Annotated in this window: 11 protein-coding genes; 7 read left to right on the top strand and 4 right to left on the bottom strand. The window is 71.3% G+C overall.

What is annotated here, in order from left to right:
* Positions 1-18: 18 nt before the first annotated feature.
* Positions 19-822, bottom strand: coding sequence for a hydroxymethylpyrimidine/phosphomethylpyrimidine kinase (locus DEO23_RS10340; protein ID WP_109275931.1), 804 nt, complete (start codon positions 820-822; stop codon positions 19-21).
* 181 nt (positions 823-1,003) lie between these two features.
* Between DEO23_RS10340 and DEO23_RS10335 the strand changes: the two genes are divergently transcribed.
* From DEO23_RS10335 to DEO23_RS10320, 4 genes are all read left to right on the top strand, one after another.
* Positions 1,004-1,582 carry a GtrA family protein gene (locus tag DEO23_RS10335; RefSeq protein ID WP_240613345.1) on the top strand — a complete coding sequence of 193 codons (579 nt, stop codon included), beginning with the start codon at positions 1,004-1,006 and terminating at the stop codon, positions 1,580-1,582.
* 112 nt (positions 1,583-1,694) lie between these two features.
* Positions 1,695-3,866, top strand: coding sequence for a PTS sugar transporter subunit IIA (locus tag DEO23_RS10330; RefSeq protein WP_109275930.1), 2,172 nt, complete (start codon positions 1,695-1,697; stop codon positions 3,864-3,866).
* Between the two features lie 7 nt (positions 3,867-3,873).
* Positions 3,874-5,025: a mannitol-1-phosphate 5-dehydrogenase gene (locus DEO23_RS10325; protein WP_109275929.1), complete on the top strand. Its 1,152-nt coding sequence runs from the start codon at positions 3,874-3,876 to the stop codon at positions 5,023-5,025.
* A 156-nt stretch (positions 5,026-5,181) separates the two neighbouring features.
* Positions 5,182-5,454: an HPr family phosphocarrier protein gene (locus tag DEO23_RS10320; RefSeq protein ID WP_109275928.1), complete on the top strand. Its 273-nt coding sequence runs from the start codon at positions 5,182-5,184 to the stop codon at positions 5,452-5,454.
* A gap of 9 nt (positions 5,455-5,463) precedes the next feature.
* Here the strand turns inward: DEO23_RS10320 and DEO23_RS10315 are convergent, their stop codons facing one another.
* The gene (locus tag DEO23_RS10315) at positions 5,464-6,147 is read right to left on the bottom strand and encodes a GntR family transcriptional regulator (RefSeq protein WP_109275927.1); all 684 of its coding nucleotides are present in this window, start codon (positions 6,145-6,147) and stop codon (positions 5,464-5,466) included.
* A gap of 176 nt (positions 6,148-6,323) precedes the next feature.
* On the opposite strand from DEO23_RS10315, the gene DEO23_RS10310 reads away from it, so the two are divergent.
* Positions 6,324-7,742: a purine-cytosine permease family protein gene (locus DEO23_RS10310; RefSeq protein WP_109275926.1), complete on the top strand. Its 1,419-nt coding sequence runs from the start codon at positions 6,324-6,326 to the stop codon at positions 7,740-7,742.
* A 68-nt stretch (positions 7,743-7,810) separates the two neighbouring features.
* On the top strand, positions 7,811-8,470 hold the full coding sequence (locus DEO23_RS10305; RefSeq protein ID WP_109275925.1) for a flavin reductase family protein: 660 nt from the start codon (positions 7,811-7,813) through the stop codon (positions 8,468-8,470).
* Between the two features lie 93 nt (positions 8,471-8,563).
* Here the strand turns inward: DEO23_RS10305 and ptsP are convergent, their stop codons facing one another.
* Positions 8,564-10,282: a phosphoenolpyruvate--protein phosphotransferase gene (gene ptsP / locus DEO23_RS10300; RefSeq protein WP_109275924.1), complete on the bottom strand. Its 1,719-nt coding sequence runs from the start codon at positions 10,280-10,282 to the stop codon at positions 8,564-8,566.
* Positions 10,283-10,532: 250 nt separating this feature from the next.
* Between ptsP and DEO23_RS10295 the strand changes: the two genes are divergently transcribed.
* A complete protein-coding gene (locus DEO23_RS10295; protein ID WP_109275923.1) occupies positions 10,533-11,081 on the top strand; it encodes an NYN domain-containing protein in 549 nt (182 codons plus the stop codon).
* 502 nt (positions 11,082-11,583) lie between these two features.
* Here the strand turns inward: DEO23_RS10295 and DEO23_RS10285 are convergent.
* A complete protein-coding gene (locus DEO23_RS10285; RefSeq protein ID WP_109275921.1) occupies positions 11,584-15,351 on the bottom strand; it encodes a beta-galactosidase in 3,768 nt (1,255 codons plus the stop codon).
* Between the last annotated feature and the right edge of the window lie 82 nt (positions 15,352-15,433).

The following is a 15,433-nucleotide window of genomic DNA, read 5'->3' as shown; positions in this document are numbered from 1 at the left end:
CGAGCACGGCCGGGGCGATCAGCCCCGGTACGCCCCCTGGTAGACCGCGTCGAAGGGGGCGTGGCCGCTCTGGCGGTTCACGATCGCGCTGGTGACGACCGCCTTGGCGACCTGCGCGGCCTCCAGGGCGCTCGCACCCTTGGCCAGTTCCGCGGTGACCGCGGCGGCGAGGGTGCAGCCCGCGCCGGAGACGCGGTACTGCCCGATCTTGGGCTCGCGCAGCAGCACCGTCTGCTCGTCGTCGACGAACACGTCGACCGCGTCCTCGCCCGTCAGCTCCACGCCGCCCTTGGCGAGGACTGTCACACCCCAGCGCTCGTGAATCGAGCGGGCGGCCTCGGTCAGCTCCTCGACGCTCTCGATGCGCTCGCGGCCGGAGAGGATCCTGGTCTCCCCCAGGTTCGGGGTCACGAAGGTCGCCAGCGGCAGCACCTTCTCCATCAGGGCGTCGTCGGTCGCCCGGGCCGGGGTCTCGACCTCGCCCTCCTTGCAGATCATCACCGGATCGAGCACGACATGGCCGAACTCGTGCTCCCGCAGGGCGGCGGCGACCACGTCGATCGTGGCCGGGGTGCCGAGCATCCCGATCTTCACAGCGTCGACGTCGTGCACGGCGGTGGTCGACTGGATCTGCTGGGCGATCACCTCGGGGGCGATCGGCACGAAGCGGTGGGCCCAGCCGTCCTCGGGATCGAAGCTGACGATGCAGGTGAGCGCCACCGACCCGAAGACGCCGAGCTGGTGGAAGGTCTTGATGTCGGTCTGGGCGCCGGCGCCGCCGGTGGCCTCGGAGCCGGCGATGGACAGGGCGACGTGGGCCATGGGGAGCCTCCTCGGGCACGGGCGATGACGGTCGGCGGGTCGAGCGCTCCCAGGCCTGCGGACGCAGTTCCCTGCGCGGGGCCGTCGCTGCGACGAAGCGGCGTCCCACGATACGCGCGTGCGGGCGGCCACAGGCACGACAGGCAAGGCGCGGTGCGGTGCGGCGGGTAGGGTGCTCCGCGTGCCACGCTCCACCGATGCCGGGCTGATGGCCCGTCATCTGGGGCCGAGCCTGAAGTTCCTGACCGTCGGCGGCCTCGTGTTCCTGCTCGACGCCGCGATGTACAACCTGCTGGTCTTCTGGTCGCCGACCGAGGGCTGGGGGCAGGGCGCGATGCACCCCCACCCCATCCTCGCCAAGATCCTCACGATCGCCGTCGCGACCTCGCTGACCTACCTGGGCAACCGCCTGTGGACCTTCGGCGACCGCCCCCGTCCGCGCACGGCGCGATCGGTGGTCCTGTTCGTCCTGATCAACGTGATCGCCACCGTGCTGCAGCTGGGGTGCCTGGGCTTCTCCCGGTACGTCCTGGGGCTGGACTCCGCGCTCGCCGACAACATCTCCGGCACGCTGATCGGCCAGATCGTCTCGACGTCGTTCCGCTACGTCACCTACGGGCGCTTCGTGTTCCCCCACCACGACGACGACATCGATGACGTCGAGGGACGCCGTGGGAAGGCTCACGACGCCGTCGCGTCCTCCGAGCGCACACCGAGAACCGGACATTCGACCCCAGCGACACCGACCCATCAGCCGTAGAATCCTCGCAGACCGGCGGATGTCCTCCGCGTCGGCCTCGGCGTCCCCACCGGCTCGCCGTTCCCCACCCGGGTCGCCACTTCCCCGCCCTGGGTCGTCGTAGAGGAAGATCATGACCACAACCACCGAGACCACCAGCGCCTTCAACCCGCGCGTGGTCCTGCAAAAGGTCGGCACGTCGCTGTCGAACATGGTGATGCCGAACATCCCGGCGCTGATCGCCTGGGGCATCTTCACCGCGTTCTTCATCGCCGACGGCTTCACCCCCGTCGCCGCGCTGGGCGGTTTCAAGGACGGCTCCGGAGCCGAGCACGTCGGCCTCGTCACCCCGATGATCCATTACCTACTGCCGCTGCTCATCGCGAACACCGGTGGCCGGATGGTCTACGAGGCCCGCGGCGCGGTCATCGGCGTGGTCGCGACGATGGGCGTGATCGCCGGGTCCGACGAGCTCGTGGCGAAGCTGAACCTGACTCAGCCGCCGGATCAGCAGATCGGCCAGATCCACATGTTCATCGGCGCCATGATCATGGCCCCGCTGGCCGCATGGCTGATGAAGAAGCTCGACCAGCTGTGGCAGGAGAAGATCCCCGCCGGCTTCGAGATGCTGGTGAACCTGTTCTCGGCCGGCATCTTCAGCTTCATCATGGCGCTGATCGGCTTCTACGGCCTCGCTCCGATCGTCAACGGCCTGATGAACCTGCTGGGCTCGGGCGTGGAAGGCCTCATCGGCCTGGGCCTGCTGCCTCTGGTCTCGATCCTCATCGAACCGGCGAAGGTCTTCTTCCTCAACAACGCCATCAACCACGGCGTGCTGACGCCGCTGGGTCTCACCGAGGCGTCGCAGAACGGCAAGTCGGTCCTGTTCCTGCTCGAGGCCAACCCCGGCCCGGGCTTCGGCATCCTGCTGGCCTACACGATCTTCGGCCGGGAAGCCGCACGCGCCTCCGCCCCCGGAGCGGCGCTGATCCAGTTCGTGGGCGGCATCCACGAGATCTACTTCCCGTACGTGCTGATGAAGCCGGTCCTGATCCTCGCCGCGATCGGCGGCGGCATGACCGGCGTGTTCCTCAACGTCCTGTTCCACACCGGGCTCCGAGCCCCCGCTGCGCCGGGGTCGATCATCGCGATCTTCGGCAACGCCACCACGGACTCTTATCTGGGCATCGCGATCGCCGTCCTCGGAGCCACGGTCGTCAGCTTCGTGCTGGCCGCCATCCTGCTGCGAGTCGGCAAGCAGGACGACGGCGACATCGCCTCGGCCACCGCGAAGATGGAGCAGATGAAGGGCAAGAAGTCCTCGGTCGCCGGTGCGCTCACCGGTGGCGCTGCCGCCGGCGGCGCGGCGGGTGCTGCCGCGGCGGCCGACGACTCCTCCCACAGCGGCCCGATCGAGCGCATCGTCTTCGCGTGCGACGCGGGCATGGGCTCCTCGGCGATGGGGGCGACGGTGCTGCGAAAGAAGGTGCGGTCCGCCGGTTTCGACGACGTCGAGGTCACCAACAAGGCGATCTCGAGCCTGAACGACGAGTGGGACGTGGTAGTGACGCAGAAGGAGCTCACCGACCGCGCCCGCCAGCGCACCGGCTCGGCGATCCACGTGAGCGTCGACCAGTTCATGAACTCCCCGCGCTACGACGAGGTCGTCGAGCTCGTCGAGCAGCGCAACAACCCCGATGCGGCCTCGGCCGACGAGGTCGACGCGACGGTCGGCGAGGGGACGGCGGCGGCCGCCGGGGGCGCAGCGAGTGCCGCTGGTGCCGCCAACACGCACCGCGCCGAGGCCGCCCCGACCGGGGAGCAGCCGAGCGAGGCAGCCACGGCCACGGCGGAGCCGTCGGCCGACGCCGAGCCGGAGATCCTCTCCGCCTCCTCGATCGTGCTGGACGGTTCGGCGGGTTCGGCCGACGCCGCGATCGACGAGGCCGGCTCCCTGCTGGTCCGCGCCGGAGCCGTGGAGAACGCCTACGTCAGCGCCATGCACGACCGCGAGGCGACCGTCTCGACGTTCATGGGCAACGGTCTGGCGATCCCCCACGGCACGAACGAGGCCAAGGAGTCGATCTCCCGCTCGGCCATGTCGTTCGTGCGCTACCCGCAGGGCATCGACTGGAACGGCAACCCCGTGACCTTCGTGGTCGGCATCGCGGGCGTGGGCAACGAGCACCTCTCCCTGCTGCAGAACGTCGCCATGACGTTCTCCGACCCCGCCCAGGTGGAGCGCCTCGAGAAGGCGACCACCGAGCAGGAGATCCTGGACATCTTCTCCGAGGACAAGGACTGATCCACCCATGGCCACCAAGAAGGCAGTGCATTTCGGCGCCGGGAACATCGGCCGCGGCTTCGTGGGGCTGCTGCTCCACGAGGCCGGCTACGAGGTCGTGTTCGCGGACGTCGCCGACGCCCTCATCGACTCGCTCGACGCAGCGGACTCCTACACCGTGCGCACCGTCGGCCAGGAGCCGACCGAGACCGTCGTCGACGGCTTCCGCGCCGTGAACTCGGCGAAGGACCTCGACGCCCTGACGGCGGAGATCGCCTCGGCCGACATCGTCACCACCGCGGTGGGCGTGCACATCCTGCGGTTCGTGGCCCCGGCGATCGCCGCCGGGCTCGCCGCCCGCCCGGACGGCGCCCCGCGCGCGGCCGTGATGGCCTGCGAGAACGCGATCAACGCGACGGACACCCTCGAGCAGGAGATCCGCGCGAACTTCGCGGGCGAGGACCTCGATGAGCGCGCCCTGTTCGCGAACACGGCCGTGGACCGGATCGTGCCCGTGCAGGATCCGGCCGCGGGCCTCGACGTCACCGTCGAGGACTTCCACGAGTGGGCGGTGGACCGCACGCCGTTCCAGGGCGAGGAGCCGGACGTCCCCGGCATCACCTGGGTGGACGACCTCATCCCGTACATCGAGCGCAAGCTCTTCACGGTCAACACCGGGCACGCCACCACCGCCTGGCTGGGCTGGGCGGCCGGGTACGCGACGATCGCCGATGCGATCGAGGACGCCTCCGTCGAGGAGAGCGTGCGCGCCGTGCTCGCGGAGACCTCCGCACTGCTGATCGCCAAGCACGGCTTCGACCAGGAGACGCTCCAGGCCTACGCGACCAAGGTGCTCGGGCGCTTCCACAACCGTGCACTGCCCGATCCGGTCGAGCGCGTGGGACGCGCCCCTCTGCGCAAGCTCTCCCGGCACGACCGGATCGTCGGCCCCGCCGCCGAGCTCGCCGAGCGCGGCCTGGAGGCGACGGCGCTGCTGGACTCGCTGAGCGCCGCCCTGGCGTTCACGCCCGAGGGCGACGAGGAGGCCGCGCAGCTGCAGGAGATCCTGCGCACCCAGGACGCCGCCTCGGCCACGAGCACGATCACGGGACTCGAGGAGGGGCATCCGCTCTTCTCCCAGGTCACCGACCGCATCTCCCGGAGGCAGTCCGCCCTCTGATCCTGTGCCCGGCGACTCGCACGGGTCGCCGGGCCCAGCTCCCGGGCGTCGGGCATGCCCGTCCGATATCGTCCCGGGGTACACGGAAGACCGCGCGGCCACCTCGTCCGCGCCCCGCCCGCCGTCTCCCACGGCGACCCATCGAAAGGCTGAACCATGGCAGAGCGCACCGTCACCATCGCCAGCGCCTCCGGACTGCACGCGCGTCCGGCCGCGATCTTCTCCAAGGCCGCCGGCGAGCAGCCCGCGACCGTCACCATCGAGAAGGCGGGCGGCAACGCCGTCCAGGCCTCCAGCATCCTGATGCTGATGACGCTCGGCGCCGGCCACGGCGACGAGGTCACGCTCAAGGCCGAGGGCGACGGCGCCGACGAGTCGGTCGCCGCCCTCGCCGAGCTCCTGGAGAAGGATCTCGACGCCGAGGAGTGATCCTCGCTCTCAGCCGAGCCCGCGTCCCTGCTCGTCCAACGTCGCTCTCGTGAACTCGACGAGATAGTCGTTCAGGGCGAGTAGGGCGCGCTCGGCGCCCTCCCCGTCGCCGTCGAGGACGGCGGCGATCCCCTGCCCGTAGAGGGCCGAGCCCCGCGCGATCTCCGACGACGCATCGCGCAGATGGGCGAACCAGAACCGGCGCGAGAGGCCCTGCACGGCCGCGATCGCGTCGACCAGATAGGCGTTGTGGGCCGCACGCCCGACCGTCTCATGGACCTGCCGCAGGGTCTCCGCGTAGGCCGTCGCGTCCTGGACGTCGCCCCGCAGCTCCTCGAGCAGCGCCGACAGGCGCGCCCGGTCGCTCGCATCGGCCCGCCTGGCCGCCAGACTCGCGGCCAGCGGCTCGAGCACACGACGCAGCTCGAGCATCCGCAGCTGCTCCTCGACCGAGATGGCGGGAATGAGCACGCCGCGATGGGGCAGCACCTCCACCATCCGTGCCCGGGCGAGCTGCTGGAGTGCCTCGCGCACCGGCGTGCGACCGAAGCCCGTGAGCTCCATCAACCGTGACTCCGAGATGAGCGAGGAGGGCGGGAGCTGCTCGCCGACGATCATGGCCTCGATCCGCAGGTAGGCCTGCTCGGCCTTGGTGCGTGCCGTCGGCTCACCCTCGATGCTTCTGGCTGTCATCTCGTCCTTGCCTCGTGATCGCTCTGCGGTCCGATGCCCAGTACAGCAGACAACGGATGCCCCCGTCGGTGCGCGGAGAATTCCCGGTCACCTCTGGCGCTCCCGCCAATATATTGGTTGTATATGGGGATCCCGGGGCACGGTCGTCCCGCGGCACTGCGAAGGAGGACCCCCTCATGGCACGCACGCCCGTCGTGGAGCAACGCTCCATCGATCGGATCCCCGAGTCCGAGCGTCACGGAACCGCCCGCAGTCTGTTCTTCCTCTGGTTCGCCGCGAACACCTCGATCACCGCGGTCGTCACCGGCGCCCTGTTCGTCCTGCTGGGCAACACGGCGATGTGGGCGATCCCCGCAGCGATCCTCGGGAACATATTGGGGGCCTTCGTCACCTCGCTGCACTCGGTCCAGGGCCCCCGACTGGGCGTCCCGCAGATGATCCAGAGCCGCGCCCAGTTCGGCTTCCACGGGGCGACCCTGCCGCTCTTCCTGGCGCTCCTGATCTACCTCGGCTTCTACGCCACCGGCCTGGTGTTGGGCGGCCAGGCGATGGGATCGCTGCTGCACGTGTCGGACGGGGCCGGCGCGGTGATCTTCGCGGTGTTCTCCACGGTGCTGGCGATCTTCGGGTACCGCTACATCCACCGCTTCTCGCACCTGGCGACCGTGCTCAGCGCCGTCGCCATCCTCGGCCTGCTGCTGCGGGTGCTCATCAGCCCCGTCGGCGGTCCCCTGTTCTCCGACTCCTCCTTCGACCTGCCGGCCTTCATCCTGGGGATCTCGCTCGCCGCGTCCTGGCAGCTCACCTTCGGCCCGTACATCGCCGACTACTCGCGCTACCTCCCCTCCACCACGCCGCAGCTGCGGACCTTCGGCTGGACCTTCCTGGGCAGCGTCATCGGCGGCAGCCTCGCGATGGTGCTCGGAGCCCTGGTCGCGGAGATGGGCGGCACCGCGTTCTCCGAGCACCAGGTCGCCTACCTCGCCGGCCTGGGCGGCCCCTTCGCCATCGTCGTGCTGATCGCCGTGCTCGCCGGGAAGCTGACGGGCAACACCCTCAGCTCCTACGGCGGCTACATGTCGGTCGCGACGATCCTGACCAGCTTCACCGGCCGCGACCGCGTCTCCCCGCGGGCGCGAGCCGTGCTGATCTGCTGCATCTCGCTCGCCGCCCTCGCGATCGCCCTGCCGGCCAGCGCGGACTTCGTCGCCAACTTCACGAACTTCCTGCTGTTCCTGCTCTACTTCATGACGCCCTGGTCGGCGATCAACCTGGTCGACTACTACCTGGTGCGCCGGGAGCGCTACGACATCGACTCCCTCTTCACGCCGACCGGGGCCTACGGACGGTTCTCGGGCCCCGCCTTCCTCGCCTACGGGCTCGGCGTGCTGTGCCAGATCCCCTTCATCAGCAGCGACCTGTACACCGGGCCCATCGCGAAGGCCATGGGCGGCGCCGAGGTCGCGTGGCTGCTCGGCATCATCATCTCCGGCGGGCTGTACTTCGTGCTCACCCGCCGCATCCGCCTCGCCGTGGGCGAGGAGATCCGTGCCGAGGCCCGCACATCCGCGGCACCGACCCCGGCCGACGCCTGAGCGGAGTCGGCGCGAGACCACCCATCGGCCGAGAACCGACCGATCGACCACGACCGAGAGGACACCTCATGAAGTACTCCCCCACGACCGAGGCGAACCCCCTGCCGTACTCCCCGTTCAAGAGCTGCACGGTGCCGCGGCCGATCGGCTGGCTCTCGAGCGTCAGCGAGGACGGCGTCGAGAACCTCGCCCCCTACAGCCAGTGGCAGAACCTCACCTTCGACCCGCCGATGGTGATGTTCTCGGCGAACCAGTACCCCGACGGCCGCCGCAAGGACACGGTGATCAACGCCGAGGAGACCGGCTGGTTCGTCTGGAACATGGCGACCTACGCCTTGCGCGAGGCCGTGAACATCAGCGCGATGGTGCTCCCTCCCGAGGAGAGCGAGTTCGACCGCGCCGGGGTGACCAGGAGCTACGCCGACCTCGCTCCGACGGTGCCGATGGTCGCCGAGAGCCCGGTCCACTTCGAGTGCCGCTACCTGAGCACGCACCGCCTGCCCGGCGCGAGCACGGTGGGCACGATCGACATCGTCTACGCCCAGGTGGAGAAGATCCATGTCGCCGACGAGGTGATCACCCCCGACGGGCGCCTGGACATCCCCAGCATCCAGCCCATCGCCCGGATGGGCTACTTCGACTACGCCGTGGTCAACGAGACCTTCGAGATGAAGGTGCCGGGGTCCACGCCCGAGGCCGAGGCCGGGCTCCAGGGTCGCGCGGGCTGAGCCGCGCTCCTCGCGCGGGGAACACATCGGGCCCCGGCGCTCACGATGATCGTGGGTGCCGGAGCCCGCGTGCTGGTGACCGGGAGGGTCGGCTCAGAGCCCGATCTCGCCGAGGATCGGGAGGCCAGCGCGCACCGCGTCACGGGCCTTGTCGGCCGTGGGGGCCGAGACGGCCGCGGCCGCGAGCTGCTTCGCCTGGTCCAGGGAGACCGTGGAGAGCACCTTGGCGACGGCCGGCAGGGAGCGCGGCGTCATCGAGAGGCTGTTGACGCCCAGCCCGACGAGCACGACCGCGAGGCCCGGGTCGCCGGCGGCCTCGCCGCACACGCCCACGGGCTTGTTCGCGCTCTCCCCGAAGCCGTCGGGGTCGCCGCCGGCCGTGCGGGCACCCTCGCAGGTCGCCTTCACCAGCGAGAGCACCGCGGGCTGCCACGGGTTGTTGAGGTGGGCGAGGGTGCCGAGCATGCGATCGGCGGCCATCGTGTACTGGGTGAGGTCGTTGGTGCCGATCGAGGCGAAGTCGCAGGCGGCGAGCTGACGGTCGGCGGTGACGGCCGCCGAGGGCGTCTCGACCATGATGCCGGCAGGCGCGAGGTCCCGCTCGCGGCACAGGGCGACGAAGTCCTCGGTGTCCTCGGTGGTCGAGATCATCGGGGCCATCACCCAGGCCTTCGCCTCGCTGGCCTTCGCGGCAGCGGCGATCGCATCGAGCTGGTTGGTCAGCACCGAACGCTTCTCCCAAGAGGTGCGATAGGCGCGCACGCCCAGCGCCGGGTTCGGCTCCTCGGAGTCCGTGAGGAAGGGCAGGGGCTTGTCGGCGCCGGCGTCGATCGTGCGCACCACGACCTTCTTGCCCGGGAAGGACTCGAAGGCCTCGAGGTAGGCGGCCGTCTGCTCCTCGACGCTCGGCTCGTCCTCCCGGTCCAGGAACAGGAACTCGGTGCGGAACAGTCCCACGCCGTCGGCATGTGCCTCGGCCGCCGCCTTCGCGTCCTTGGCGCCGCCGATGTTGGCGAGCAGCTGCATGCGCGTGCCATCGGTGAGCTCGACGCCGCCGCCCTCGTAGGTCAGCGGATTGCGCTGCAGCTCGCTCCAGGCCTCGGCGAAGCGGCGGTGCTCGTCGGTGACGTCGTCGGTGATGGTGCCGAAGCCGGCGTCGACGAACACCTCGGTGCCGCCGGCCAGGTCGTGGATGCCCTTGGCGGCGACGATCGCCGGCAGGCCCAGCTGGCGGGCCAGGATCGCGGTGTGCGACTGCGGGCCGCCGTCGGAGGTGACCAGCGCGATCACGACCGAGGGGTCCAGTGTCGCGGTGTCGGCCGGGGCGAGGTCCGTCGCGGTCAGCACGAAGGGCTCGTCGAGGTCCGGGATGCCGGGGGCCTGCTCGCCGCGCAGCTCGGCGACGATCCGCCCGCGCACGTCCTTGACGTCGGCCGCGCGCTCGGCCATGTAGCCGCCGAGGCCCTCGAGCATCGAGGCGACCTGGTCGCCGGCCTCCCACACGGCCCGCTCCGCGGAGGCGTTGCCGGCCAGCACGAAGCCCTGGGCGGTCTGGGTGAGCGAGGGGTCGGCGGCCATCTGTGCGGTCGCCTCCAGCACGGCCTTGCCGTCGCCCTCGGTGTTCTCCGCACGGTGGGTCAGCGCCTTCTGCACGACCTCCGCGGCGACGGCGATGCGCGAGGACTCGGCCTGCGGATCCGTCCCATCGGGCAGCTTCTCGCCGACCGGCGGCTCCGCGACCGGCGGCGCCATCGTGCGCACCGTGCCGACGACGCGGCCGGGGCTGACCGCCACACCTGTGTACTGGGACATCTCGGTCTCCCTGACATGAAGAAGCTGGGGCGCGGACCGCTGCGGCGAGGCACGGGGCCGGCGCCCCGCCCTCAGCCTGCCGCGGTCGGGCACGCTGACCTGGCCATCCTACGTGCCCGTCCTCCACAGCGGATGAGGGGTGGGAGGGGGCATGCGAGGCGCGGACGGGGAGGGTCAGAGGGGCGGGGTGGACGGGCGGGCCGAGGCGCGGGCGTGAGCGGGGCACCCCGTCGGCAGATAGGCTCCCTCCATGGCAGATCGCAGCTCGTACCTCCTCGTCGACGGCGAGAACATCGACGCCACCCTGGGCCTGTCGGTCCTGGGCAGGCGCCCGCACCCGGAGGAGCGTCCGCGCTGGAACACCCTGCTCTCCTTCATCCAGGAGCACTGGGGCGAGCCGACGCACGGGCTGTTCTTCCTGGCCGTCTCGAGCGACCTGCCGGCCTCCTTCGTCCAGGCACTGCTGGCCATGGGCTACACGCCGATCCCGCTGCGCGGCGACGGCAAGGTCGTGGACATCGCGATCCAGCGCACCCTCACCGCCCTGCAGGACCGACCGGCCGACGTCGCCCTGGTCAGCCACGACCGCGACTTCGTCGAGCAGATGCGCGGGCTCTCGGAGGACGAGCAGCGCCGCCTCGCGGTCGTCGGCTTCCGCGAGTTCATGGCCTCGGACCTGCGTCAGGTCCCCCGGGTGGAGATCCTCGACCTCGAGTTCGACGCCGGCGCCTTCACGAGCCCGCTGCCGCGCGTGCGCGTCATCGAGATCGACGAGTTCGACCCGTACGAGTTCATCTGAGCGGTGCCCGCGGGCTTCGCGGCGGGCCTGCACGGCGCCGCCGGGCATGGTCGGGCCCGCGTCGGACCGGCCCCGGGCCGGCCGGGCCACGCCGGGCCGACCCCGGGCCGGCCGGGCCACGCCGGGCCGACCCCGGGCCGGCCGGGTCGTGTCGGGCCTTGTCGGGCCTTGTCGGGTCCAGCCAAGCCCAGCCGGGCCCGCAGGGCCTGCCCGCCAGGGTGATCCGGGCCGCGGAGGGACTAATAGCGCATCATCTGCCGTATATGGCAGATGATGCGCTATTAGTCCCTCCCAGGCCCGACCGGGTCCGAAGGGAACGCTCGGCGGGGCTCGGTGACCGACTTCCGCGACCCGACGTCCGGCACCCGGCGTCCGGCACCCCTGCCTCGGACCCGGCACCCGGCCCGGCCACGGGCCCGGCACTGGCAGTGGCACCGGCACCGGCACCGGCATCGGCACCGGCTACGGACCCAGCCCCAGCCCGGGCCCCGGCCACGCCCCCTCACACCAGCGGGTCGGCGTGCCCGATGCCTCCGGTGCGGTTGCCCACGAGCTTCAGCTCGACGTGGTCCGGGCCCGCGCCCTTCTCCTTCGCGGCGACCCATAGGGCCAGCTGGTTGCGGCCGCTGGGGTCGAGGATGCCGGCGGGGATCGTGAACTCCGACTGTGGGCCGATGTCCCCGATGTAGATGCCAATCTGCCACCCGTTGACGTAGAGGACGACCTGACTGTGGTCGCTGCGGTCCCTCTCGAAACGGGATGAGCGGACCACCAGTCGCCAGGAGGCGTCCTGCTGCTCGGGCACGCGCAGGCGGAAATCCGCGCGGTACCAGCGGATGCCCGGCTCGTCGGCGACCATCGACGTCGCGCGCTTCCAGCGGTGATCGGCGAACTCCGGCAGGTGCCAGCCCTCGCGCTCCCCGTGCAGGCCGCCCACGTTGTACATCGTGCGCAGCGGATCGTCGGCCCCTGCGGGGTCGGCGACGCCGCGGATCAGCCAGCGCACGTCACCGTCGGCGGGGAGCACCGCGTCGTAGAGACCGCGGGTCTGCTTGGACAGTCCGTCGTCGCTCCAGTCAAGGTTCTGGCCCAGGTTGTGCACGAGCACGGCGAGCACCGCCTCCTTGCCCGTCGTGCGCGCGCCGGCCGGGATGGCCAGCTCGTGGTCCTGGCCGTCGGCGGGGAAGGCGCCGAGGCTCTTCCCGCCCGCCCACGCCTGCGCGAAGGCCGGGGCCTTGCCGGTCGCGGGCTGGCCGGTGCCGCCGTTCGCGCGCAGGGTCAGGGAGCGCTTCGCCGTCGCGGTGAAGTGCGCGCGGTACCAGACCGACCCCTCGAACATCCCGTAGTGGTTGGAGTCCAGCACGATGCCGCCGCGCCCGGGCCCCTGCTGGTCGGTGCTGCCGGTGGTGGAGTCGGCGTGGGTCCAGCCGCTCTCGTCGAGGTCCCCGGCGGTCTCGGGGGCCTCGTCGATGCCCCGGAACCGCAGTGCGGGCACGTCGAGCTTCCACGGGGCGCGGAGGTGCACCTGCGCCACGCCCTCGTGCACCGAGGCCCGATGGCCGTCGACCTCGACGCGGCGCACGCCCTCCGGGACGTCCACCCGGAGCGAGGTCCTCTCCGCACCGCCGGCGGTGATCCGCGCCGTGCTGCCGTCGAAGGTGACCGCGCGGGCGTGCTCGGCGCCTTCGACGACCACGTGGGCCTCCTCGTGGCCCGGTGTGGGCTCGACCCACCGGCCCGGCGTGCCGCTCAGGATCCAGGTGCGGGCGGCGGCCGTACGGGAGAGGAACCGCAGGTGCAGCGTGGAGCGCCTGCCCGTACCGTCGGCGCCGAGGGGTCTGCCGCGCAGGCTGATCTCGACGGGCTCCTCGCCATGGGTGACGTTCAGACGCAGCTGGCCGGACGTCTCGTCCCAGCTGCTCTCGACGCCCCGACGAGGCGCGTCGATGCGGGGCTCGCGGTCGTAGCGCAGCACGATCTCGCCGGGGTCGCCGTCGGCGCCGACGAGGATCTGCTGCATGCCGCCGCGGCGCGGCAGGGCCGGGCCGAACAGCTGGCTGGTCGAGTACAGCAGGGCATGGCCGCCGATCAGGCAGTCGGCGGTGACCACGAAGGCGTCGCGACCGTGCAGGTGCAGCGCCGTGTCCTGCTTCTGCGGCACGCGCACCCAACCGGTGACGCCGTCCGGGATCGGGGCGTCGGGGTCCTGCTCGGCGTCGCCGGGCACGTCGAAGGCATCGAGGGTGACGACGGTGCCGGTGCCGCCCTCCGCGGCCTTCCCGGTGGCGCGCACGGTGACCGTGTGCTCGCCGTGCTCGAGGTCGCGCACCCGGTGGGCGACGAACCGGGTGGGCTTGTTCTGATCGGAGGCCACGTGGGAGGTGAAGGTGCCCTCCACCTCGCCGTCGATCAGGCACTCGGCCGTGCCGTGGTCGGTTCCCGTCGCCGTGATGACGTCGACGCCGGTCCCCGTGAAGGTCCAGCTCGCGGTCGCGCCGGCGGTCTCGGTGCGGTGCACCGTTCCGCCGAAGGCGGTCTCGTCCGGGGTGCTCTCCCAGTCACCCTCGTACTGGATCGCCGCATCCCCGTCGTCGACGTCGGGCTCCTCGGCCGACGACGATCCACGGGCGTCACCCTGCGCTGCGCCGCCGCCGCCCGGCCCTGCGTCGCCGCCCTGCCCTGCGTCGCCGCCCAGCCCTGTGCCGCCGTCACCCTGCCCTGCGCCGCCGCCCGTGTCCTTCGCCCCGAGCAGCAGGCGCACGGCGAAGCGGGTGTCGGTCTCGTCGTTGGAGTCGGCGAGGCGGAAGGCCAGCAGCCGCGAGGCACCGTCGTCGGACGCGGCCTTCTCGTCGTCGGTGGCGATGCGCTGGTAGGCCTGGACGTCGGCCCCGTCGACATCCCGCAGCAGCGGGGCGCTCGCCGGTGCCATGGAGGTGATCTGCGGGAGGGCGTCCTGGAAGGCGGCGAGCTCCTTCTGGACGGCCAGTTTGCCGGTGACCAGGCGATCCTCGGTGATGCCCGCGCCGTAGTCGTAGCTCGTGAACCCCGAGGACGGCGAGCCGGTGTACCCCCAGTTCGTGCCGCCGAAAGCCATGTAGTAGTTGAAGGCGGTGACGCCGTTGCCGAGGTTCCGCACACCCCATTGGCGGGTGAAGGCGGGATCGGTGAACTCGTAGGCCTGCGAGGCGTCGAATGGGGCGCCCCAGGGGGTGAAGGCCCCGCCCTGGGACTCGGTGATGAAGTGCGGGGACTCGGGCGCGAACTCCCGGAACTGGGCCTCGGCCTCCCCCAGCCGCTGACGGTCGCCGCCCGCGTCGAAGCCCAGCGGGTAGTGGTCGTAGGCGTAGAAGTCGAGGTCGTGCACCTCGGCATCCTGGAAGCGTCCGCCCAGGTTGTAGTCGTTGTGGAACAGCGGGACGCTCGCCCCGATCGAGCGGACGTGCTGGGCGAGAGTGCGCAGGAACTCCGATCGCTGGGCCTCCTCGCTGATCAGCTCGTTCTCGATCTGCCACATGAGCACGCTGCCGCCGCCCTCGGTCACCTGGTGCTTCGTCAGGATCTCCCCGATCGCGCTCAACCAGGCCTTCGAGTCCGCGAGGTTGTCCGGGTCGGTCGAACGCAGGGAGGCCTTCCGGTTCGTGAGATAGGCGGGCAGGCCACCCATCGAGATCTCCGCGTTCACGTACGGGCCGGGACGCGCGATGACGTAAAGGCCTTCCTGCTCGGCGATGCGCAGCAGCAGGTCCACGTCCTTGATGCCCGTGAAGTCGAAGGGACCGCCCTCCTCGGTCTGGTGCAGGCCCCAGAAGAAGTAGAAGGAGACCGCGTTGAAGCCGGTCGCCCGCATCAGCTGCAGCAGCTCGCGCCACTGCGCCGGAGCGGGCACCCGCCAGGGGTGGATCTCGCCGGCATACAGGTGCAGGCGTTCGCCGTCGATCCGGAAGGAACGCGCGTCCCAGGTGACCTCGTGGGCGCGGCCGTCGTTGCCGGGTAAGCTGTGGGAGCCGTGGACGAGGCCGTCCTCGAGGGGGTCGCCGCCGTGGCCGTGGCCGGTGGGCGTCGGTCCAGTGCTCGCGGTCGCGAGGTCGGGGCCGGCGGCGTGGGCGGCCGGCGCGGCGAGCGTGGGGACCACGAGTGCCGAGGCGGAGGCGCGCAGGAATGCCGATCGGGAGAAGGAGGTCGGACGGGCTGGGGCGGCCGGACGGGTCGGGGCGGCCGGGCGGATCGAGGTAGCCGGTCGGGGCCGGGGATGCTCGGACAGCGGGGGCATGGGGACTCCTCGTCGAGTCAGGGTGCACGCGGCGGTGCGTGCGCGGGGCGGCCGGGGAAGCCATCGACCGTATCGATTCACA

It is taken from the genome of Brachybacterium endophyticum (assembly GCF_003130585.1).
GTDB classification, from domain to species: Bacteria; Actinomycetota; Actinomycetes; order Actinomycetales; family Dermabacteraceae; genus Brachybacterium; species Brachybacterium endophyticum.
This window is presented reverse-complemented; position numbering and strand designations above follow the sequence as displayed.

Coding starts and splice junctions, on each gene's coding strand:
- DEO23_RS10325 (WP_109275929.1), top strand. CDS start 3,874: ATGGCCACCAAGAAGGCAGTGCATTTCGGCGCCGGGAACATCGGCCGC.
- DEO23_RS10340 (WP_109275931.1), bottom strand. CDS start 822: ATGGCCCACGTCGCCCTGTCCATCGCCGGCTCCGAGGCCACCGGCGGC.
- DEO23_RS10310 (WP_109275926.1), top strand. CDS start 6,324: ATGGCACGCACGCCCGTCGTGGAGCAACGCTCCATCGATCGGATCCCC.
- DEO23_RS10320 (WP_109275928.1), top strand. CDS start 5,182: ATGGCAGAGCGCACCGTCACCATCGCCAGCGCCTCCGGACTGCACGCG.
- ptsP (WP_109275924.1), bottom strand. CDS start 10,282: ATGTCCCAGTACACAGGTGTGGCGGTCAGCCCCGGCCGCGTCGTCGGC.
- DEO23_RS10305 (WP_109275925.1), top strand. CDS start 7,811: ATGAAGTACTCCCCCACGACCGAGGCGAACCCCCTGCCGTACTCCCCG.
- DEO23_RS10295 (WP_109275923.1), top strand. CDS start 10,533: ATGGCAGATCGCAGCTCGTACCTCCTCGTCGACGGCGAGAACATCGAC.
- DEO23_RS10330 (WP_109275930.1), top strand. CDS start 1,695: ATGACCACAACCACCGAGACCACCAGCGCCTTCAACCCGCGCGTGGTC.
- DEO23_RS10285 (WP_109275921.1), bottom strand. CDS start 15,351: ATGCCCCCGCTGTCCGAGCATCCCCGGCCCCGACCGGCTACCTCGATC.
- DEO23_RS10315 (WP_109275927.1), bottom strand. CDS start 6,147: ATGACAGCCAGAAGCATCGAGGGTGAGCCGACGGCACGCACCAAGGCC.